The 19,877-nt window shown below is 67.1% G+C and carries 14 protein-coding genes and 1 pseudogene; 9 read left to right on the top strand and 6 right to left on the bottom strand.

All coding sequences use genetic code 11. The features are described 5' to 3' along the window. Positions 1–154: 154 nt before the first annotated feature. Positions 155–3,703, bottom strand: coding sequence for a toll/interleukin-1 receptor domain-containing protein (locus tag VD972_RS22645; protein WP_324990287.1), 3,549 nt, complete (start codon positions 3,701–3,703; stop codon positions 155–157). Between the two features lie 460 nt (positions 3,704–4,163). Between VD972_RS22645 and VD972_RS22640 the strand changes: the two genes are divergently transcribed. From VD972_RS22640 to VD972_RS22630, 3 genes are all read left to right on the top strand, one after another. Then, positions 4,164–6,461 (top strand): Kelch repeat-containing protein, encoded by a 2,298-nt coding sequence (locus tag VD972_RS22640; RefSeq protein ID WP_324990285.1) that lies wholly within the window; start codon positions 4,164–4,166, stop codon positions 6,459–6,461. 153 nt (positions 6,462–6,614) lie between these two features. Beyond that, the gene (locus VD972_RS22635) at positions 6,615–7,370 is read left to right on the top strand and encodes a hypothetical protein (protein WP_324990283.1); all 756 of its coding nucleotides are present in this window, start codon (positions 6,615–6,617) and stop codon (positions 7,368–7,370) included. A gap of 272 nt (positions 7,371–7,642) precedes the next feature. Further along, a complete protein-coding gene (locus VD972_RS22630) occupies positions 7,643–7,876 on the top strand; it encodes a hypothetical protein (RefSeq protein WP_324990282.1) in 234 nt (77 codons plus the stop codon). A 13-nt stretch (positions 7,877–7,889) separates the two neighbouring features. Here VD972_RS22630 and VD972_RS22625 read toward each other — a convergent pair whose 3' ends face one another. Then, the gene (locus tag VD972_RS22625; protein ID WP_324990280.1) at positions 7,890–8,987 is read right to left on the bottom strand and encodes a PIN-like domain-containing protein; all 1,098 of its coding nucleotides are present in this window, start codon (positions 8,985–8,987) and stop codon (positions 7,890–7,892) included. A 565-nt stretch (positions 8,988–9,552) separates the two neighbouring features. Beyond that, positions 9,553–9,942 (bottom strand): CPCC family cysteine-rich protein, encoded by a 390-nt coding sequence (locus VD972_RS22620; RefSeq protein ID WP_324990278.1) that lies wholly within the window; start codon positions 9,940–9,942, stop codon positions 9,553–9,555. A gap of 304 nt (positions 9,943–10,246) precedes the next feature. On the opposite strand from VD972_RS22620, the gene VD972_RS22615 reads away from it, so the two are divergent. Further along, positions 10,247–11,539 (top strand): MFS transporter, encoded by a 1,293-nt coding sequence (locus tag VD972_RS22615; protein WP_324990276.1) that lies wholly within the window; start codon positions 10,247–10,249, stop codon positions 11,537–11,539. 68 nt (positions 11,540–11,607) lie between these two features. On the opposite strand, the gene VD972_RS22610 is transcribed toward VD972_RS22615, so the two are convergent. Then, a complete protein-coding gene (locus VD972_RS22610) occupies positions 11,608–11,880 on the bottom strand; it encodes a MoaD/ThiS family protein (protein WP_324990274.1) in 273 nt (90 codons plus the stop codon). A 278-nt stretch (positions 11,881–12,158) separates the two neighbouring features. Between VD972_RS22610 and VD972_RS22605 the strand changes: the two genes are divergently transcribed. The 4 genes from VD972_RS22605 to VD972_RS22590 all read left to right on the top strand — a co-directional run bounded on the left by VD972_RS22605 (position 12,159) and on the right by VD972_RS22590 (position 14,694). Next, positions 12,159–13,133, top strand: coding sequence for a 3-hydroxyacyl-CoA dehydrogenase family protein (locus tag VD972_RS22605; RefSeq protein WP_324990272.1), 975 nt, complete (start codon positions 12,159–12,161; stop codon positions 13,131–13,133). Continuing rightward, a complete protein-coding gene (locus VD972_RS22600) occupies positions 13,130–13,720 on the top strand; it encodes a hypothetical protein (RefSeq protein ID WP_324990270.1) in 591 nt (196 codons plus the stop codon). Before VD972_RS22605 ends, VD972_RS22600 begins: the two co-directional genes overlap by 4 nt. A 313-nt stretch (positions 13,721–14,033) precedes the next feature. Next, a complete protein-coding gene (locus tag VD972_RS22595; protein WP_324990267.1) occupies positions 14,034–14,201 on the top strand; it encodes a hypothetical protein in 168 nt (55 codons plus the stop codon). 208 nt (positions 14,202–14,409) lie between these two features. Next, complete coding sequence (locus VD972_RS22590; RefSeq protein ID WP_324990266.1) at positions 14,410–14,694, top strand: hypothetical protein; 285 nt, start codon at positions 14,410–14,412, stop codon at positions 14,692–14,694. A gap of 223 nt (positions 14,695–14,917) precedes the next feature. Here VD972_RS22590 and VD972_RS22585 read toward each other — a convergent pair whose 3' ends face one another. Together VD972_RS22585 and VD972_RS22580 are read right to left on the bottom strand one after the other, a co-directional pair. After that, the gene (locus tag VD972_RS22585) at positions 14,918–16,747 is read right to left on the bottom strand and encodes a hypothetical protein (protein ID WP_324990264.1); all 1,830 of its coding nucleotides are present in this window, start codon (positions 16,745–16,747) and stop codon (positions 14,918–14,920) included. 211 nt (positions 16,748–16,958) lie between these two features. After that, positions 16,959–17,864, bottom strand: a complete 906-nt coding sequence (locus VD972_RS22580) for an RluA family pseudouridine synthase (RefSeq protein WP_324990262.1) — start codon at positions 17,862–17,864, stop codon at positions 16,959–16,961. A gap of 337 nt (positions 17,865–18,201) precedes the next feature. On the opposite strand from VD972_RS22580, the pseudogene VD972_RS22575 reads away from it, so the two are divergent. Then, positions 18,202–19,877: pseudogene (locus VD972_RS22575) on the top strand (RCC1 repeat-containing protein); the annotation flags it as partial.

Here is a 19,877-nt window from a genome sequence, read left to right as displayed (position 1 = left end):
CTCGGGCCGAGGGGGGAAATGCCGCGCTTCCCGAGGATCGTCTCCACTCCGGCTTGCTTCACGGCCCGCCAAAACCCGCCGCCTGCCTTCACTCCTCACGCAGACCAAGCGGCCACCGTCGCGCAGCTGCGCGCCATTCCACTGAGCGGATGGCTCACTGCGCCCGGGAAGCGCGCGGCCACTCCTGGAAGGTGACTTTGTACTCCCGGCCAGGGAAGAACTGGTTCCACTCCTCTAGCGTGAAGTTCCGGCCCGCGGCCCGCGAGACCGCGCTCGCCAGATCTTCGATCCGCAGTGGCCAGAAACGGATAGCACGACCCCACGTCATCAGCCACGGGTGGCCAGGCACGAAGGTGAGCCCCTCCGGAGCATCCTGGATCCCAGCATTCATCAGCGCCGCTGGCCCGTCCGGCTCGCTTGTGTCCCACAACCGCACCCGGCCATCGGCCGCGAGGAGCGCAAGGAAGCGCCCATCGGCGCTGCTCGAGAGAGCGATCGTGCCTGCCTCGAGCCCGAGCGAGGTCCGGAGGACGGCAAGCCCCGCTTCCGCATCGAGGGTCCAGATGGCCACCCTGCGGTCGGTTTCATTGGCGATGGCGACCCACCGTCCATCAGGAGACCAGGTCGCGAGCCACGCATCACTGAGTTCGGAGTCCGGTGGAACCTGCCCGGTCAAGGGCACTGCTCTCACTCCCCCACCAGCATCCGACAGATGCCACAGGAGCGGATGCGAGTTCCCCCACGTCATCAGCCATTGCGCTCGAGGGTCGAACGGTTGCGCGCCGCCCAGGGAGATGGCTCCCTCCAGGTGCTGGCCAGACATGAGCGAATGGGAAGGATCAAGCCTCCAAAGCCATGTCCCCCCAGCCCCTTGGCCATCGTGGGATTCCTTCGCTGCCAGCCACCTCCCGTCGGGGCTGAAGACGGGACGTGACAGGCTGCCTCCAGGCCCGGTGAGGCGCCGCGCGGCGGCGTTCGGCTGCGAGAGATCATACAACACCGGCTCGCAGGCATCCTGCCCGGTGGCACGCTGTTGAAGGAGAAGCCATCTCCCATCCGGGCTGAAGATGTCTCCAGCCAGATGGCAGACGCGCAGCTCACGCTGTTGCAGTGCTTCATCCGCTGTCATCTGCCAGAGGTATGCCTGGTCGGTAGAGTGCTGCGTCACCAGCCACCGGCCATCAGGACTGAACTCGCTCGAACCCACAAACACCGTGCCAGGCTTCGCGGACAGTTGCACGGTGCGGGGAGCATCCTTCGAGAGCTCCCAGATGGTGACGGTGTGCTCATCGCGGTGGCCCAGCAGCCATCGTCCGTCGGGGCTTACCTTCATGCCATTGCAGCCTTCGGTCCCAAGCGGCATCTCAGCACCCAGGCTCCCGTTCTCCTGCAGCCGGAACACCGAGAGCCCCTGTTCGGAATCCCGGACGAGCCACCGGCTTGCAGGATCGACTTCCAGCGAGCAGGTACGTCCCGTCACCGTGGAGAGCTCCCGTGGCTGAAGCTCTCCAGTCCTCTCCCTGGAGAGAGACCAGATCCTCCAGTCCTCGCAGTTCTCGGTGATCAGCCAGCGGCCGTCTCGGCTCAACTCCTGCCGTGTAGAGGGCAGGTCGATCGAGCATCCTTCAGGCCGCGAGACGAAGGGGTGGCCGACTCCAGGCCCGGCCGCATGCAGGTCCCAGCGCCGCAAGCCCTGATTCCGGTCGATGGTCACGAGCCAACGTCCTTGCGCCATGGCGGCTGACGAGATCGCCGCTTCGTGGCCGTGAAAGACTGTCTGCTCTGCCGCTCCGTCTGCCAATAACTGCCAGCGACGAACGGTGTGGTCTTCGCTCCACGAGACCAGCGTCGAAGGCGCAAGAAATTGGAGCCCCGCCACCCGCTGGGTGTGTCCTGGCAGCCGAACCCGTGAGACAGGTGGCTTTTCGGAGCTCGTGCCTTCACTCCGCGAGGACCGGAGCCATGCCCGGACCATTCCATTCGTACTGCCTGTCGCCAGCCACATCCCGTCGGGGCTGAAGGCAATGGCGCTGACAACTCCATCGTGTTCAAGCGCGACAGGAGCAGGGACCTTGGCTTTCCCCAGGCTCCAAAGGTGCAGACGCTCATCCAACCTGGCCCCCACCCGGACACGAAACACCAGCCCCGCCTGGGCTCTGCTCAGCGTGAAGGGCGAGGTGTCTCCGGAGGCAGTGACCAGCACCTCGTTGTCGGGGCTGAACCTCAGCAGGTAGATGGGAGCGTCGAGCAGATCGTCGAGGCCGGAGTGGAGGTGTCCCGTGCTCCAGCACCGGGACTCGTTGGATTTGCTGCCGAGGCGGACTACGCACACGCATGCGCCGCGGTACCCAATGGCTACCAGGCTCGCGTCGTCGCTGAAGGCCACCGCGGTCGCGCGCCGATCAAAGCAGCCTTCCTCCTCCTTCGGGACCAGGACGATGCGTGAGGAGCTGGGGACCTCGGCCCCAAGATCCGTGATCGTGACGACGTCATCCGCACGGTCCGAGTCGGATCCGACAGCGACGTAGCGCGAGGCATCCCGGCTGAACGCGCCGATGGGCCCACCCGGTGCTGGTGCTGGCACGAGGGTGTCTCCCTCAGCGGGCAACCGCCACAGCTGTAGCGATCCCCCCTCTGGGTCTCGGGCCGCGATCCACCAGCCACCTGAGGGTGCGGCAGCGAGTTGGTCCACCGCGCCGTCCTTCCATGGGAGCGCGCGCACGAGCGAAGCCTTACCCTCGCGGAGCGTCCACTCACGGAGCACCGCTTCGCCCGCGGTCGTAGCGATGAGCACGCGGCTGCCGTCAGGGGTGATCGTGATGTGTGGGGTGTCCAGCTCGGCGGTGGGCGGCAGGGGAAAGGGATGCCCCGAGACATGGGCGAGGACGTCCCGGAGTGCCTGCCGTGCAGCCTGCGGCGACGGATCACCTGGGAGCGTCTGACGCAGCGCCTCCGTCGCGAGCAGTGCCGCCTGGCCAGGCTTGCCGGCAGCGTTCGCGTACTGCGCCAGCAGCCCGAGCTGGGCGGCCCGCGTGGCTCGCTGCTGCCGCTCAGCCTCCTCCTGGGCCGCGAGGCGAGTGGCCACCTGCGACCCGATGACGGTGAGGATGATCGCCGTCGCCACTGTCGCCAGCACGCCGTCGCGTAGCTGTCGCAGCCGCTCGCGTCGCCGGAGGTCGTCATAGGTCACTCGCAGCATCGCCGCGATGAGCCGGAGCACCTCCGTGCGCAGCTTCCAGCGGCTCAGCCATGGCCTGGGGGCCCGGACATCCGCAGCGAGGGGGCGGCCTTCCAGTTGGGGAGGGAAGCTCTCGGCAGGCTCGGCGTCGACGAGCAGCAGGAGGATGCGGTCCGTCGCGCCGGCGTCAACGAAGTGCTGGACCTCGGCATCCATCCACTGCGACTGGCGCGCTTGTCGCGAGCTGACGACGATCAAGAACTCGGACGCGTCGAGCGCCCGGCGGATCTCCTGCGGCAAGTCAGGCGTGGCCGGCAGATCCGAGGTGTCGCGGAAGATCTTGCCCAGGCGGCGATCACTCCGCCCCTGAAGACTCGATACCCCGCGCGGTAGCTTGTAGGCCTCGAGGAAGTTCTGCAGCCAGACTGCCACCGACCGGTCGGGCTCCACGCGGGTGCGATAGCTGATGAAGGCGGTGTAGTGCCGCTGGGGCTCGCTGGGAGCCGTCGTCGCAGGTGAGTTCACGGGCCTGGGGAGCATCGCGTGGACTCGGCGGAGCGGGCAATCCCGCTGGCCATGCCTTGAAGCATCGTAATAAGGAGCATAGGAAGGAAGGAAGGGCCGTTGAGGGGTGGCGGGTAGGAGCGCAGGGGCCGAGGAGGGCCGCTGACAGGGGTCGCCCGAGCCGTGCGCCCGGTCGGTGGACGGCCGCCCAGCCCCTTGAGGGACACGCCTGCCCAGGCGGCCCCGCAGGAAGGGCGAAGCAGGGGCGTGAGCTTCTGGAGCAGCGCGACTGCTTGAGGCTCAACACCACACGGGTTGTGAGCGTCAGGGGGGCGCACGGGCCTCATCCGCGGGGCACCTGAACGGCTGCGCTCATTTTTTCCGCATCATTCCCTTCCCTGGTGGCTCCTCCCAGTGCCGAGGCACGAAGCCGCCGAGGCTCGGCGTACCCGTGCGCGCTCGCCCAACGGAAGGACTCGTCTTGCAAACACACTCACACCTCCCCCGCCTCGCCGCGGTGCTGCTGCTCTGCCTCGTCGCCTGCACCGCGCAGCCGACCGGCTCCGTCCAGGTCGCCGCCTCCATCTCGCAGGCCCTCTCCGCCAGTGACGTCACCCGCGTCAAGGTGACTGTCTCCTCCGCCGACATGACGTCCCTCGTCGTCGAGTTGGCCCGGTCCAACGGCGCCTGGGGGGGCCTCATCGGCAACATCCCCGCCGGCTCCAACCGGGCCTTCCTCGCCGAGGCCTTCGACGCCTCGGGCACCCTGCGCTTCCAGGGCCAGGCCTCGGGCGTCACCATCACCGCCAACCAGACGATGGCCGTGGCCCTCTCCCTCCAGGAGGTGTCTCCCCAGCCGCCCTACGGCAATGAAGCCCCCGTCCTCGGCTCTGTCGTCGCGTCCACCTCCTCCGTCCAGATGGGAGGCGCACTCACCCTCACCGCGGCGGCCCATGACCCCAACCCAGGCGACACCCTCACCTATGCCTGGACTGCCACCGGTGGCACCTTCTCCGCCCCCAACGCGACCTCCACCTCGTGGACCGCGCCTTCCTCCACGGGCGTCCAGACCCTCACCTTCACGGTGACGGACTCCCAGGGGGCCGCCGTCTCCGTCTCCCTCGCCGTCAACGTCTCTTCCGGCGGCAGCACCGGTGACGCCGCCGTCACCATCTCCTTCAACACCTGGCCCGCCGTCTCCAAGGTCTCCGCCTCGCTCAACCGGCTCGACGCGGGGCAGTCCACCACTGTCTCCGCCAACGCCTCCGACGCGGATGGGGATGCCCTCTCCTACCTGTGGACCGCCTCCTGCCCGGGCACCTGGACGGATGCGACGTCCAGCGCCGCCTCCTTCGCCCCCTCCTCCGTACCGGCCGGCGCCTGCAACAACTGCCGCCTCACCGTCACCGTCCAGGACGGTCGCGGGGGGCAGACCACGGGCACCCTCAACCTCTGCATCACCTCCTCCGCGACCGAGCGCTTCGCTCCCAGCTTCACCCACTTCTACCAGTCCGCCACCTCCACCCCTCCCGGCCAGACCGTTGCCTTGGACGTCACCGCCCTGGACCCCCAGTCCAGCGCCATGACGTTCGCCTGGACCGCCAACACCGGCTCGCTGGCCCCGGCGCAGACGACCGCCACCACGAGCCACGTCGTGTGGACGGCACCTTCGTGCCTGCTGCCGGGGGTGACCCCCTCCATCACAGCCACCGTCACCAATGCCTACGGCCTCTCGGCCTCCAAACCCTTTGCCATCTCCGGGCTGCCGGTGTGCGCGGCCAGCGGGTGGTCGTCCGCGAGGACCATGGCCTCGCCCCGCCGCAACCACGGCGCCACCCTGCTCCCCACGGGCAAGGTGCTCGTCTCGGGTGGCCTGAATGGCAGCAGCTCTCTCAGCTCGGCGGAGTTGTACGACCCGGTCACCAACTCCTGGTCCTCCGCGGCCCCCATGACCTCGGCCCGCGCCCTCCACACCGCCACCCGGCTCCCCTCAGGCAAGGTGCTCGTCACGGGGGGCTACACGGGCAGCAGCTATCTCTCCTCGGTGGAGCTGTATGACCCGGCCACCGACTCCTGGTCCTCCGCGGCCCCCATGGCCTCGGCCCGTGGCTATCACACCGCCACTCCGCTCTCCTCCGGCAAGGTGCTCGTCGTGGGGGGCTACAATGGCAGCAGTTTTCTCTCCGCCGTGCAGCTGTACGACCCGGCCACCGACTCCTGGTCCTCCGCGGCCCCCATGGCCACGACCCGCGGCAAGCACACCGCCACCCTGCTCTCCTCAGGCAAGGTGCTCGTCACAGGGGGCGAGAATGGAAGCCTCCTCTCCTCCGCGGAGGTGTACGACCCGGCCACCAACTCCTGGTCCTCCGCCGGCTCCCTGAGCACGGGCCTCTCCCTCCACACCGCCACCCTGCTCCCCTCCGGCAAGGTGCTCATCGCGGGGGGCTGGTTCACCATCGCCCGCCCCTACGCGCAGTTGTACGACCCGGCCACCCACTTCCTGTCCTCGACCGTCTACATGTCCATTGGCCGCGCGTTGCCCAACGCCACCCTGCTCCCCTCCGGCAAGGTGCTCGTCTCGGCGGGAGACAACAGTCCCCACTACCCCCTCGCCTCCGCGGAGGTGTTCGACCCGGCCACCAGCTCCTGGTCCTCCGCCGGCTCCATGGCCTCGACGCGCTACTCCTTCACCGCCACCCTGCTCCTCTCCGGCCAGGTGCTCGCCGTGGGGGGATACAATGGGACGACCCTCGCCTCCGCGGAGCTCTACACACCTTGAGCGCACCGCCACGCTGGAGGGAGACAGCGGCTTCCGGCCTGGTGGGGCTGGGGGGTCGAAAGCCTTGGGGAAGGCGTGCTGGTGAAACGCGATTAGCCAGGGCAGGCTGAATTATCGGGATCGATCAAATCACGCGTGCTAGCTTCCGCGGCCATGCGTACCTCTCTCCGACTCTCTTCTCTCCTCCTCGCCTCCTCCGTCGCTGCCGGCTGCCTCGGCGCCGAGACGGACACTGATAACCTCCAGGCCATCGAGCAACAGGTCACGGATCCCACGTTCCGCGTCTACAACATCGTCGAGGCCGTGCTCCCGGCCGCCAACTACGACGGCGTCGCCGGCAACGAGTGCCTCGCCCTCCTGAACCCCGAGCACCGCCTCCGCAAGATCATCCTCGTCGAGACCGCCGGCGCTGGCGGCTCCTGCGCGCTCAACGCCTACACCGCCGGCACCGCCTTCAGCTTCACCTGGGGCGACACCTCCGTCTACCAGGGCTCGTCCGGCATCACCGCCATGCGCGCCGCGCTCTCCGACAATGACGGCGCCGTTCACCGCCTCATCGGCTCGGTCACCTCCGAGGCCGCCACCCTCGCCAACCTGCAGTCCTTCCTCACGCTGAGCGACGCCCAGCAGGCCAACCAGCTCGGCACCTTCACCGCCAACCGCGTCCACTCCCTCTACGACTTCGAGGGCCAGGAAGAAGTGCTCGCCGAGGCCGCCTACCAGGCCGTCCGCGTCAGCCAGCCCTGCGAGAACCCTGGCTCGCCCCGCCTCGACGCCCGCGTCCACAACGGCTTCGTCTACGGCTACACCGCCAGCAACAGCGGCAGCTGCCACAGCGGCTGGTTCTCCAAGCTCCACAGCTACAACCGCAACTGGCGCCTCGTCGCCAGGCAGGAGTACTCGGAGTAGCTCGCCGCGTCTCCCCCAGCTAGGGCAGAGCCGAAGTTACAAGAGGCGAGCCCCACGCCTGAGGCCACAGCGAAGGCGACTGCGCCCGGTGTGGCGGCAGGCGCCGGGGCCGGGAGCCGCTGAAATTCCAGCGGCTTCCAGCCCCGATGACAGTGTCCCCGACGGGATTCGAACCCGTGGAGGAGGGGTGCCCTAAACCTGCGACGGCGCACGCCTTTCGAGCAATCGCGTGTGAACCCGGTCTGCACCTGGTGGAGCGGGTGTTGCCGCACGTGCCCTACCGTCAGTGGACGCAGTCCTTTCCGCACCGGGTACGGTGGATGCTGCTCAAGGACGTGGGACTGCTCTCTGACGTCCTCACCGTCTTCCTGCGTGCTGTGTTCGCCCTGCTGTACGTCGCCATGCGCGTCGGGCTCCAGGGTCGGGACTACACCGCCCTGGAGGCGGCCGAGGTCCTCCGTGCCCACGTCCTGGATGAGCCAGCCTGCCCCAAGCCGGCCCCCTAACACCACCTACGATTCACCTGGGCTGAACGGGGTAACCCAAATTGGACCTCACCTCATCGAACTCGCGCATAGTGTGCTCAAGCACATCATCCAGCTCCTGGATGTGCTCTTGGAGATCATAAAGGCGGTGCCTATCCTCCAGCCCGTGGGGTGAATGCGGATCTTCCGCAATTCTGGCGTCAACCTGTGAGAGCAACGCAGCGAGCCTGTCACGATCCGACCGCAGGCGTTGTACATCGAGTGAGATCATGGTGTAGCGCACGCGAAGCTCATGCTCCTTGACGTCCTCGACCACCTCGGCCGGCACGTTCTCACCAAGGTACTTGCCGGCGTGTACAAGGAATTCTGACAGCTTGTACATATAGAAGCGTTGCCGGGCGACGCTCCACATTTCCTGCCTGAGTTCGGGGTGCGGGCCGTATGCCTGCTCCTCGTCGCCCCACCAATCCTCCTTCGCATCGTCGGTGACGAAGATGATGGGGCACTGCTTCTCTGTCGCGCGGCCCAACATCTTGAACCAGATGAGCGCGTCGCCTGCAGCGAGGCCTTCATTCTTCTTGCTCTCGTAGTCCTTGAAGCCAGGCGGAACCTTCTTCTCGGCGCGGACCTTTGCTTCCTTTAGCTTGTTGCTTCGCACCTCCTCGGAGTAAGGCTCGTCGAGCCGCCCATGAAGGAGGGACGCGAGCTCCATGCTCTCTGCATCGTCCAGCGAGACACGGCGGCTGTTGTCTCGCGCCTGCTCGACTTGTTTGATGAGCTGGTCAATACCTTGCGTCAAAGTCTCGGCATCGAGAAACGCGTGCTCGCGAAGGTGGTGCGCTCGTAGTGGTTCCTTGGCTTTTTTAAGCCCATCGAGGATATCCTTAAGGCTATCCACCAAGTTAGAGGCCACCTTGAGCTTGTTCCGCTGGTATTCGGCTGCGATCTCATAGGGAATCCAGAGCCGGTCACCCAGCCTCTTGAACTTGTCGAGGATGGCTCTCCGGGTCTTCTTGTTCCGTCGGTGGATGTGGAGCAGGACGTTCGTGTCGAAAACGAACGTGGCCGTCTTCCAGAGGTCGTCGAACTCCTCCGGGGTCGGACGGTAGTAGCCGGGGAATAGCTCCTTCATGGCGCCCACATTAGCCTAGGCAGGTCGCGCTGTTACCGGCTAACGCCTTGATCTCACACCGGATCGTTCCCCCTCTTCGTCCCGTCTCGTCCCGTTCAATTCCCCGCTGGAGGGTCACACTGGGGCACATGCGATTCAGCCCCCGTCTCACCGGCTGCCCCGACACGGCCCGCTCGGACCGCTGAAGCGCGCCGGGACGCCAGAAACGGTCGCAGCTCCCAGCTGCCTGGATACGGGGCGAGCCCAGCGGCCATGTCCGACGCGCGCTCCACGGGCCCAGCAGGCCTGCTGGGACGCGCGCTTTCTCCAGGGGCCCAGCTTCACCTGCCGACGCTCGTGTGTGCCCTGGCAAGGTGTGGCTGGGGAGAGTCAGGATGGCACCTGCCAACAGGCGACCTGCTCTGAATACGATGCGTACAGCTACGATCCGCCGCGGACGTTCATCGTGGACTGCATGCTGTGCGTCACTCCTGAAGAGGCTCCCGCGGTCGCTGTCACCATCGCCGAGAGGAAGCGGCAGAAGTGGACCCGATATGGGCTCGTGCCCGGCAGCGAATCCAGCCTCCTATCGCGCACGTTGACGTGCACGGTTGAGCTTCGAGGCCCAGCCCTCGATGGTCGCGATCGCCATCTCCTCCTGGTCCGGAGTCACCGCCGCCCGGAAGCGCTCGCCCGCGGCCAGGACCTTGTCGAGGAGCGGCCTCTCCTCCGGCGAAGGCGGTCGCCCCGCCCAACGGTGTATGCGGTCCCCCGCTCGATACATCGAGCCATGCTCGAGGAAGTTGCGACGCGCCTCCGCCAGCGAGTAGTCACCGTTGGGTCCGCCTCGCACGACCTCCGCGTCCGCATCGTCCTGAGCGTTGTCCTCCCACCAGCACACGTCGCAGACCTCGGACTCGCCGCGCTCGGCGAGCGTGGGCAGACGGCAGCAGGAGCAGAGGTGCTTGGAAGGCATCGTGGGCCAAGTCTACCACTGCGGCGGCGAGGCGAGCCCCGGCCACCAGGAGCCGGCCCCCTCCGTCACGCACGTCATCACCGCCGCCACCGGCACCGATGTCGCCAGCGCGCTCAAGGCCGCGATGCAGGCGAAGCCCCCCTTGCAGGGAGATCTACATCCGCAACTCCCGCGATGGTGTCGTCTCCGGCCGGAGAGGTGCAGCGGCACCGTCGTCAGCGCTGCGGGAAGTGTCTTCGAGGAAGCACCCGTTCCATCCAGCCCTTTGCCTGGGCACCCGATGGAAACAGCATCGCTGCCTGCAATGAATGCTGCAGCCCGCAGAATTCAGAACGTCTACCTGCTCTTGCTGCTGCTCCATACCTTGGCGGCTTCATTCATCTGGGGCATCAACACGCTCTTTCTGCTCGATGCTGGCTTGAGCAATACAGAGGCGTTCGCGGCGAACGCTTTCTTCACCGCCGGCATGGTGATCTTCGAGGTGCCGACGGGCGTGGTGGCCGACACGCGTGGCCGAAGAACGTCGTACCTGCTGGGCACCCTCACGCTCACCCTCTCCACCCTGCTCTATCTCTTCATGTGGCACGTCTCTGCGCCCTTCTGGGCCTGGGCCCTCACGTCTGCGCTTCTCGGGCTCGGCTTTACGTTCTTCTCCGGAGCGGTCGAGGCGTGGCTGGTGGATGCGCTGACGTTCAGCGGATACTTCCAAGAAGGAGAGGAGCTCGAGTCGGTCCTGGCCAAAGGCAAGGTCGTCGAAGGCATTGCCATGCTCTGCGGCTCCGTCGCCGGAGGTGTCATCGCACAGGCGACCCACCTGGGAGTGCCCTACCTCCTGCGCGCACTCGTGCTCGCCCTCTCCTTCGGACTCGCCTTCACGTTGATGCGAGACCTGGGTTTCACCCCGAGCCGTGGCAAACGCCCCATGGACGAGATCAAGAGTGTCCTGCGGGGCTCCATCGAGCACGGGTTCGCCAACCCCCCAGTGCGATGGATCATGTTGGCGGCGCCCTTCACGAGCGGGGTCACCCTCTATGCGTTCTATGCCATGCAGCCCTACTTGTTGCAGCTGTATGGCAACGAACGGGCCTACGCGATTGCTGGCCTCGCGGCGGCAGTCACGGCCGGAGCGCAGATCGCCGGTGGACTGCTCGTGCCGTACATCGGGCGCATGTTCCACCGGCGCACGTCCGTCCTGCTGGCGGGGACGCTGCTGAGCACCCTGGTCCTGGCGATGATCTGGCTCCTGCCTCACTTCTGGATCGCCATCGCCCTTCTGGTGCTGTGGGCGTTGATGTTCGCCACCCTCACGCCCGTGCGCCAGGCGTATCTGCATGGCCTCATCGCCTCCAAGGAACGCGCCACGGTGGTGTCGTTCGACTCGCTGATGGGATCGAGTGGCGCGGTCGGAATCCAGCCCCTCCTTGGAAGGGCTGCCGACGCATGGAGCTACCCGGTCTCCTTCGGCCTCAGCGCAGCACTTCAGGCCCTGGCGATTCCGTTCGTGTGGCTGGCCCGCCGCGAGCGAGCGGCGTCCGACACGATCATCGGCTCTTCGGCGGAAGTGAGCACGGGAGAAGTCCAGAAGAGGAAGAGCTGACCCGCTTGTCGGACAGCCCTACCGTTTAGATGACCCGCTGGACTTCCTCACGGCGGCAGCCGCGGCGCCTACCCTCCGGCGATAGCGGGGATGATGGTGATGTGGTCCTGGTCGCTCACTGGCGTCTCCAGAGCCTGGAGGAAGCGGATGTCCTCGTCGTTGTGGAAGATGTTCACGTAGCGGCGCACAGCCCCCTTGTCGTCGAGCAAGCGGGTGCCAAGGCCCGGGAAGCGCTGATCCAGCTCCCGGAGCACCTCCCCGACCGTCGTCCCCGTGGTCATCACCTCGTCCACGTTGCGCGTGAAGCCGCGCAGGGGTGTGGGAATGCGGACCTTTGCCATCGCACCGCCAGGTTGAGAGCCAAGAAGATCATCTCAGAGCCCGGCAGGGATGCGCTACCACCCTCACGGTCCGGGCGCGCCGACGCACGCACGCCAGGGCGCTCTCGAGCCTCTCCGGATCCAGCCCACTCCTCAGCCCGCTCGCCCGAAAACAGCCGTTGACCATGGCCAGACGTGCAGCCCCCGGCTACGCTCGCCCCACTGCATTCCGCAGTCCCCTCGCCCACTAGGGTGGATGCTACAGGTGCGTGTCAATGCCCTCCTCCTCGGATCATGCCTTGAACTCCCTTGGGAGCCGACAGATCCAGAATGTGGGAATCATTGGCGGGGGGGTGATGGGGTGCGGCATCGCGCTCGAGTTCGCGCTCGCTGGCCGCACGGTGACACTCTTCAACACGCGGCCGGAGACGAGCCAGCGGGTGCACGGGCGCATCGAGCGGGACCTGACCTTGCTGCTGGAGTCCGGGCTCGTGACCGCGGCGCAAGCCTCTGCGGCGCTCGCCCGCCTCCGGCGCACCACCGTTCTGGCCGAGGCGATCTCGGGCCAGGACTACCTCTCGGAGAACGTGCCGGAGGATCTGGCACTCAAGCAGCAGGTGTTCCAGGAGATGGATCGGCTCGCGCCGCCGGATGTGCTGCTGACCTCGAACACCTCGGCGCTGAGCGTGACAGCGCTCGCGCTCCGCTGCACGCACCCTGAGCGCGTCCTCTCCGTGCACTACTACCAGCCCGCGCACCTCATCCCGCTGGTGGATGTCATCCCTGGCGAGCGGACAGCGCCAGAGGCACTCCAGGCCGCCCGGCGGCTGATGGAGGCGCTGGGCAAGGAGCCGGTGGTGTTCGCGCGTGACGTACCCGGCTCCGTGGGGCCGCGGTTGCAGGCGGCCCTGGTGGGCGAAGCGCTCCGGATAGTACAGGAGGGAGTGGCCACTCCGGAGATGGTGGATCGCATCCTCACCCAGTCTGTGGGCAGGCGTCTGGGCGTCACGGGCATCTTCGAGCGGCTGGACCTGGCGGGGCTGGACACAGTGGTGGCCATCCTCCGCGGCGCGGGGCGCCCGGTGCCCTCCCTCCTCGCGGAGAAGATGGAGCGGGGTGAGCTGGGACTGAAGTCCGGCCGGGGCTTCTATGTGTGGACGCCTGAAGCCATCGCCGCCTTCGAGGAGCGGGTGGCCCGGCACCTCAGCGAGCAGCTCCGGAAGGATCGGGCCCGCGGCCAGCTGCCCACTCCCCCCGCTGAGGAGGAGCCGTGAGGGACCGCATCGTGCTCCTGGAGCCCTCGCTCCTCACCGACTTCATCGGCGATTCGGTGCGTGAGTACGAGGCGTGCACGCCACAGCTCCCGCCGCGCTGCTGGGCTGTCCTGGTGGGGCGCTTCGTGGAGGACGCGATGCGGGTGGAGCACGTCCGCTACGCGCGCAACATCCGTGAGCTGGATGCGGGAGTGCTCCAGGAGTTCGATGATTCCATCGTGCCCTGCTTCGGCACGGCCTACTGCAACAAGCGCCGGGGCTTCTGGTGTGACCCGAAGGATCTGCTGCGCATCACCCGCGAGGCACAGGCCGAGGGCATGGAGGTGCTTGGCTCCATCCACCTGCATCCGGACTGGCACCGCATCGGTCCACCCCAGGAGCGCAAGCTCCGGGTGAGCCAGGATCCTACGCCCATGGATCGGCACATCTTCCAAAACACGGGCTGGCCGCTGAACATCATCCTGTACCTGGAGCGACGCGGCGGGGTGCTCTACCACTCTCTGGGCGCCTGGGCACCGCCGCCGGACTCAGAGCCTGAACGCGGCTGCGAGCCGCTCACCCTGCGCTTCTCCATTCCAAGGTCTTGACCCGCCCATTCCGGTGGCTGTGCGGACTCGGAATTCTCGGCCGGGCCAGCCTGGTACGTGGTGCTCAAAGGTGAAGAGAGAAGTGTTCAGCTTGGGTGGAGCCTGGTGCCGGCGGTGGTGGCCACGCGCACGCTCGTGCCCGAAGAGAAGGTGGCGGCCGACGCGATGGCTCAGCGAGCACTGCCGGCGAACGCAGGGCTGCTCTCCGCTGTCCTCACCCTGCTCTTGCGCGGTGTTCGCCCTGCAGCTTCGGAGGGCACGGCGTCAGGCGTTCGAGCCGTTGTGCTATGCGCTGGCCACCCAGGAGAAACGGATGACCGAGGAAGTGACCGTGCGGCGCGTTGACGCCAACGAGGCCACCGCCTGCGTGGAGGCACTGGCCGACGTGCTGATCGATTGCGTCGAGGGCGGCGCGTCGGTGAGCTTCATGCTGCCTTTGCCGCGCGAGAAGGCCCGCGCCTGGTTCATGACAGAACCATGACAGAGACATGGAGCTCCCATGGCCTTCGAGCTTCCCCGACTCTGTAGGTTGAGCCTCGTCGTTGCCCTGCCCCTGGTGCACCCCCTTCCTGGAGCACGCAATGCGTGTCATCACCCCTGCCCTCCTCGTGGCAGCTGTCACAGAGCTCTCGAGAGGTTCCAAGCTTGTCCGGGCGAGGGAGGTGGTCGCCTGGTGTGACCGGAACGCCGTGGACTCCCAAGGAGACGGGCGCCACAGCCAGGCGCTCTGGGATGCAGACTGCGAGGAGGCGCGCGGACAGCGACGGCTCCTGAAGTTCAAGAGCGGGGAGTGCAAGCAATCTCGGGTGGGATGGGCGCTCATCGCTCACGGCGCCAGAGCGCGCGAAGCCGCAGCGCGACTGGGCTGGCACGAGCAGCGCTGGAACGGAGAGACCTGGGACTGGCTCGAGGTGCCCACCCCCAGCGCTGTGCCCAGGGTGGGTGAGGCCGAGCTCAGCAACTCCACGGCGTAGGGCCGCGAGGTTGGAAGTCATCCGAGACACACGGAGGATGCGCAGGACGTTGTCCGGCAGGCGCGGGCCGGGCTGAGCACTGCAGGGGCCCCGGTCGCCTCGCCCGAGCTCTCGGTGAGCCCTCTTCCTGGGGCTCGGTCGCGGGGGCGCAGAAGGTGCTGAGCACAGGATCCCGCCGATGCTGCGCAGGTCGGCGGGATCCGTTGCGCACCCAGCCCGTGCTCTAGCGCGAGCCCTCGCCCTGCTTCACCTTGCGCCAGGCGCTCATCGCGAAGCTCAGCTCTTCGGCGCTCCAGTCGTTGGCAGAGGCGTCGTCGAGCAACCTCATGCCCAGGTCCTCCATCAGGTGGGCCTGCTGCTCGGGGTTGAGCTCCTCGAAGGACTTGCCCTCGGCGACGGCCCCGCGCCAGTCATAGGCGCCGCTGCGCGATCCCGACTCGCGGCTGGCCTGCACCTGGGCCAGCAGCGCGCGGTGGATGTAGTCCCCGCCGCCATTCTGGTTCTGCCACACGTGGCCTACCTCATGGAGGAGCGTCTCCAGGCCCGCGGCGGTGAACGAGCCGTCCCGGTTGAACTGGGCCTCCTTGTTCCACTTGGTGGGCATGTAGATGGTGTTGCCCACCACATGCGGTGCCATGCGCGTCCAGTCCGTGGAGCCGCCCCGCTTGAGGCGGATCGCCGAGTAGTCGACCGAGTCCCCGTAGACCTGCTTCAGGAGCTTGATCTCTGAGTCGCTGAGCCCTCGGGCGGGCGCCTCGGCGAAGGCCAGGGTGAGCACCGTGTCGACCGTGCCCTGGACACCGCGCGCGAACACGTCCACCGCGCCGCCCGCCAGCCGGATCCCCGCATCCTTGACGCCCTTGCCGAGACTCCCCACGGCAGCGCCCCACTCGCCCTTGGCGGCCTGCTTGACGGCCTTCTCTGCCCCCCGGAGGAACGCCACCGGTACCTCGGAGGCGGTGCGGAGCACGTCCCGGACGATGCCGCTGCCCGTATCAAGCGTCGTCCGCGTCGCGTCGAAGGCGCGCGCCGTGAGCGAGCGCGCGGGCTTGGCGAGCGGCCCCATCAACGCGGTGCCGCTGTTGGCCAGGCGCTGGGCCGAGTTGACCACGCCACCCAGGACGCGCATGGGCGCCTGGAGGAAGGCCTTGTCGGCGCCACGCGCGAGCGACTGGAAGGCGTCAGCCACCTTGCCTCTGACGAGGTTGGAGACAAAGCCCGTCACGCCCTCGGACACGCCGGTGATGAAGGACTTCACGCCGCCGGCCACACCCTTGGCCACGGAGACGACGGCCTTGCCCGCCTCCTTCACACTGTTGACGACGGCCTTGCCCGCCTTCTTGACGGTGTCCACGGCGCCCTGGGCCACCTTCTTGATGCCGTTGCCCAGCTTCTTCATCGCGTTGCGGAAGCGCCTCTTCCGGAACTCGACCTCGATGGCCTGGCCATTGAGCTGGATGATGCCCTTGTCGTTCTCCGCGCGGAGCTCCTTCACCTGGGCCGGGGTCAGCTTCTCTCCGTTGAGGGTGCGCCGGAACAGCTCGCCCTCATCGCCCTGCGTGTCCTGCGTGTTGAGCTGCGTGTCGAGGTGATGGCCCGCTTCCTCCACATAGGTGGATGCCGCGAGCGAGGGATTGTCCTGGAGCGCGCGGTTGAGGAGCACCGTGCCGGAGCCGGCGTCATACGCGCCGTAGCCTTCCCCGAGGACTTCGGGCTCCACCCACTTCACCGGCGGCAGCCACTCGAAGTCTCCCGAGAGCGCCTGCTGCCGGTACTGCTCGGCCTTGGTGGAGTCATAGCCCTCGCCAAAGATGCCGCGCAGCTTCTCGTGGAACTGCTTCTTGTCCGTGGCGAGCGCGCCGAACTGCTGCCGGAACAGCGACTGGACGTCCCCCTCCTTCGAGGCCTTGGAGGCCTTGCTCTCGAAGCCATCCCGGGGAGCCGGGCGGGCGGACGGCTTCGCTTGTGTCGGAGTGGCGGGGAGCTGATGGCCGGAGGTCCGCTGTGGGAGCGGGGCGGGAGCTGAAGGGTTGTGCCGAGTGATGGAGGTCATGGGTCTTCTCTGCAAGAGGTAGGATAGGGTCCTCCCCCATGCGACCTCTGTGCCACCGGTCACCACCTGGGCGCACCACTGCGCCTTGAGTCATTTCAAGTACTTCCCCACTGGGGAGCACCCCTGCGTGGTAATCGCAGAGACCAGTCCCTGGCAACTGTTCGGATCAGCCCAGGGGATTCTGGTCACAGGGGTTACCAGGGATGAACCCTCAAGATGCGCTCGCCGTCGTCCTGAGCTCGCGGGGCGGCGGGGCGTGAAGCTGCATGGGTGCGCCTGAGAGCGGATGCGCGAACACGAGCCACTCGGCATGCAGCAGGTAGCCGCCGTCGCCGGGCAGACCGGGGTGATCGGCTCGGGGCAGGCCGCCCGCGACAAACAGCGGATCCCCCACGAGCGGATGGCCGATGAAGGCCAGGTGGATTCGAATCTGCTCTGGACGTCCCGTGTGGATGTCAACCTCGAACAGGGTCTGCATCGGGCGCCGCTCCAGCACCCGGGCCGTGCTCCGGGAGGGCTTGCCCTCCTTGCTCGCGCCGTGCACCGCTCCCAAGAGCGGGTGAGGCACCAATCCGATGGCGGCGGAGATGTCGTAGCGCTCCTGCTCGGCCCGGCCGCTTGAGAGCGCGCGGTACCGCTTCTCCATGGTGCCCTCGCTCCAGCTCTTGCCCAGCCCGGAAGCCGCAGCCCGCGTGCGCGCGAAGAGCACCAGGCCCGACGTCGCACGACCCAGGCGATGCATGGGGACCGCCTCCGGCCACCGGGCCCGCACGAGGTGGAGCAGGGTGTTCTTCAGGAAGCCGCCCGAGGGAAGGGTGGGCAACCCACTCGGCTTGATGACCGCGAGGATCGCCGCATCCTCGTACACGAGCTCGTAGCTTCGGGGCGCGTCGGCCTCCTCCCACGGCGGGCGGTGCCAGCAGAGGAGCTGGCCTGCTCGCAGCAGCTCGGTGCCGCTCGCGGTGACTCCATCGAGCAGCACCTCGCCCCGTACGAAGCGCGCCTTCCACTCCTGCTCGGAAGAGTGGCGGTACTTGTCAGTCAGGTATGCGAGCGCGCTCTTGCCCGGTCGGGCCGCGAGCTGTTCTCGGTAGACGTAGCCATCGTTGAGCGACACCGGCCCAGCCTAGCTGATGCGAACGGCCCGAGGCGTCCGCCGCGGCGGAATCGGTGAAGCCGGCCGCCTGGGCCAGCTGGCCCAGGCCAGGAAGACCTCCGCCCTAAGTGGTACAGACCTGCCCCGCTCAATGCTCGACGATATGAGATCGTCTAGAGATATCTGCCTGGCACGTTCGAAATAGAAATAAATCCGGCACAATGAAGACTCGCCGCGCGCTCCGTCTTCTTCAGTGAAACACCGGAGTGAAACACTGAAGTGATACAGGGGGAGCCCTGTATGAACGATCTGCCGGATGCGTGCGGCGGATGGAGGGGTGGGCTGACTTGAGGTACCCATGCACCGCAGTGAACACGCCAAGGGCATCGTCCTCGCCGAGCTGGGAAAGGAGGTGGCGGTGAAGACTTGGGCTCAATGCTGGCTGCTGATGGGGGCGGTGCTGTTCTGGGCGTCCGGTTGCATGGACTTCTCAGAGGCTCAGGAGGGATTCTGTCAGCGCAGTCCCGTGCGCTGTGGCTGGGAGACCCCACCGCCTCCCCCGGACTCTCCGGACAGCCCAGCTCCCATTCCCCAGCCCCCACCCGACAACGCAGCTCCCGTCGTTACCGGGAGTTCGCAGTCCGCCACCCAGGTGATGGCCTCCGAGATTGTCACCTTCAACGTCACGGCCCAGGATGCGGAGACGCGCGAGCTCACCTTCACTTGGAAGGCCTCCACCGGCACTCTCGGGACCCCATCGAACACGGGCACCAGCAGCTCAGTGATGTGGACAGCCCCCCTATGCGTACCAGGAGGCTCTCCCGTCACGATCACCGTCACGATCAGTGATGGTGGCGCGCACTCCATCTCTGAATCTTTTAAGCTCACAGCCAATCCCTGCCCAGTGCCTACCGTCGCCGGCGGCTCGCAACATTCACTGGCGCTGCGGAGTGATGGCACTGTCTGGGCTTGGGGCAGAAACGAGGTCGGCCAGCTCGGCGATGGGATGGACACCGACCGCCCCACTCCTGTGCAAGTAACGGGGCTGACGGCCGTCACCGCCCTTGCCGCAGGCTCTGCCCACGCGCTGGCACTCCGCAGCGATGGCACCGTCTGGGCTTGGGGCAGCAACTGGCACGGCAAGCTTGGCGATGGGACAACCACCGACCGCTCCACTCCCGTGCAGGTGACAGGGCTGGTCGGCGTCACCGCTATTGCCGCAAACTCCGACCACTCGCTGGCGCTCCTCAACGATGGCACCGTCTGGGCCTGGGGCTACAACGGCTATGGTCAGCATGGCGATGGGACAACCACCTCCCACTTCACTCCCGTGCAGGTGACAGGGCTGACGGGCGTCACCGTTCTTGCCGCAGGCTCTGCCCACGCGCTGGCTCTCCGCAGCGATGGCACCGTCTGGGCTTGGGGCGGCAACTTCGAAGGCCAGTTGGGCGATGGGACAACCACCACCCGCTCCACTCCCGTGCAAGTGATGGGGCTGACCGGCGTCACCGCTCTCGCCGCAAACCTACACTCGCTGGCGCTCCGCAACGATGGCACCGTCTGGGCTTGGGGCGGCAACTGGAAAGGCCAGCTGGGCGATGGGACGACCACCGGCCGCTCCACTCCCGTGCAAGTGATGGGGCTGACGGCCGTCACCGCTCTTGCCGCAGGTTCGCGCCACTCGCTGGCTCTCCGCAATGATGGCACCGTCTGGGCCTGGGGCTACAACGACTACGGCCAGCTCGGCGATGGGACAATTTCCTCCCGCTCCACTCCTGCGCAGGCGACGGGGCTGACCGCCGCCACTGCTCTTGCCGCAGGCTCCGATCACTCGCTGGCGCTCCGCGGCGATGGCACCGTCAGGGCTTGGGGCAGCAACGGCTATGGTCAGCTTGGCAATGGAAGAAGAATAGAATACAGCCCGAGTCCCATCCAGCTGTCCGCGCTAACGAGCATCACCACTCTTGCCGCAGACACCTCCCACTCGCTGGCGCTCCGCAACGATGGCACCGTCTGGGCTTGGGGCAGCAACTC

The organism is Hyalangium sp. (assembly GCF_035629615.1).
Lineage (GTDB): Bacteria > Myxococcota > Myxococcia > Myxococcales > Myxococcaceae > Hyalangium.
This window is presented reverse-complemented; position numbering and strand designations above follow the sequence as displayed.

Excerpts from the sequence above, each read along its gene's own strand:
- VD972_RS22635 (WP_324990283.1), top strand. The coding sequence starts at position 6,615 with ATGCGTACCTCTCTCCGACTCTCTTCTCTCCTCCTCGCCTCCTCCGTC.
- VD972_RS22625 (WP_324990280.1), bottom strand. The coding sequence starts at position 8,987 with ATGAAGGAGCTATTCCCCGGCTACTACCGTCCGACCCCGGAGGAGTTC.
- VD972_RS22620 (WP_324990278.1), bottom strand. The coding sequence starts at position 9,942 with ATGCCTTCCAAGCACCTCTGCTCCTGCTGCCGTCTGCCCACGCTCGCC.
- VD972_RS22615 (WP_324990276.1), top strand. The coding sequence starts at position 10,247 with ATGAATGCTGCAGCCCGCAGAATTCAGAACGTCTACCTGCTCTTGCTG.
- VD972_RS22610 (WP_324990274.1), bottom strand. The coding sequence starts at position 11,880 with ATGGCAAAGGTCCGCATTCCCACACCCCTGCGCGGCTTCACGCGCAAC.
- VD972_RS22595 (WP_324990267.1), top strand. The coding sequence starts at position 14,034 with ATGACCGAGGAAGTGACCGTGCGGCGCGTTGACGCCAACGAGGCCACC.
- VD972_RS22585 (WP_324990264.1), bottom strand. The coding sequence starts at position 16,747 with ATGACCTCCATCACTCGGCACAACCCTTCAGCTCCCGCCCCGCTCCCA.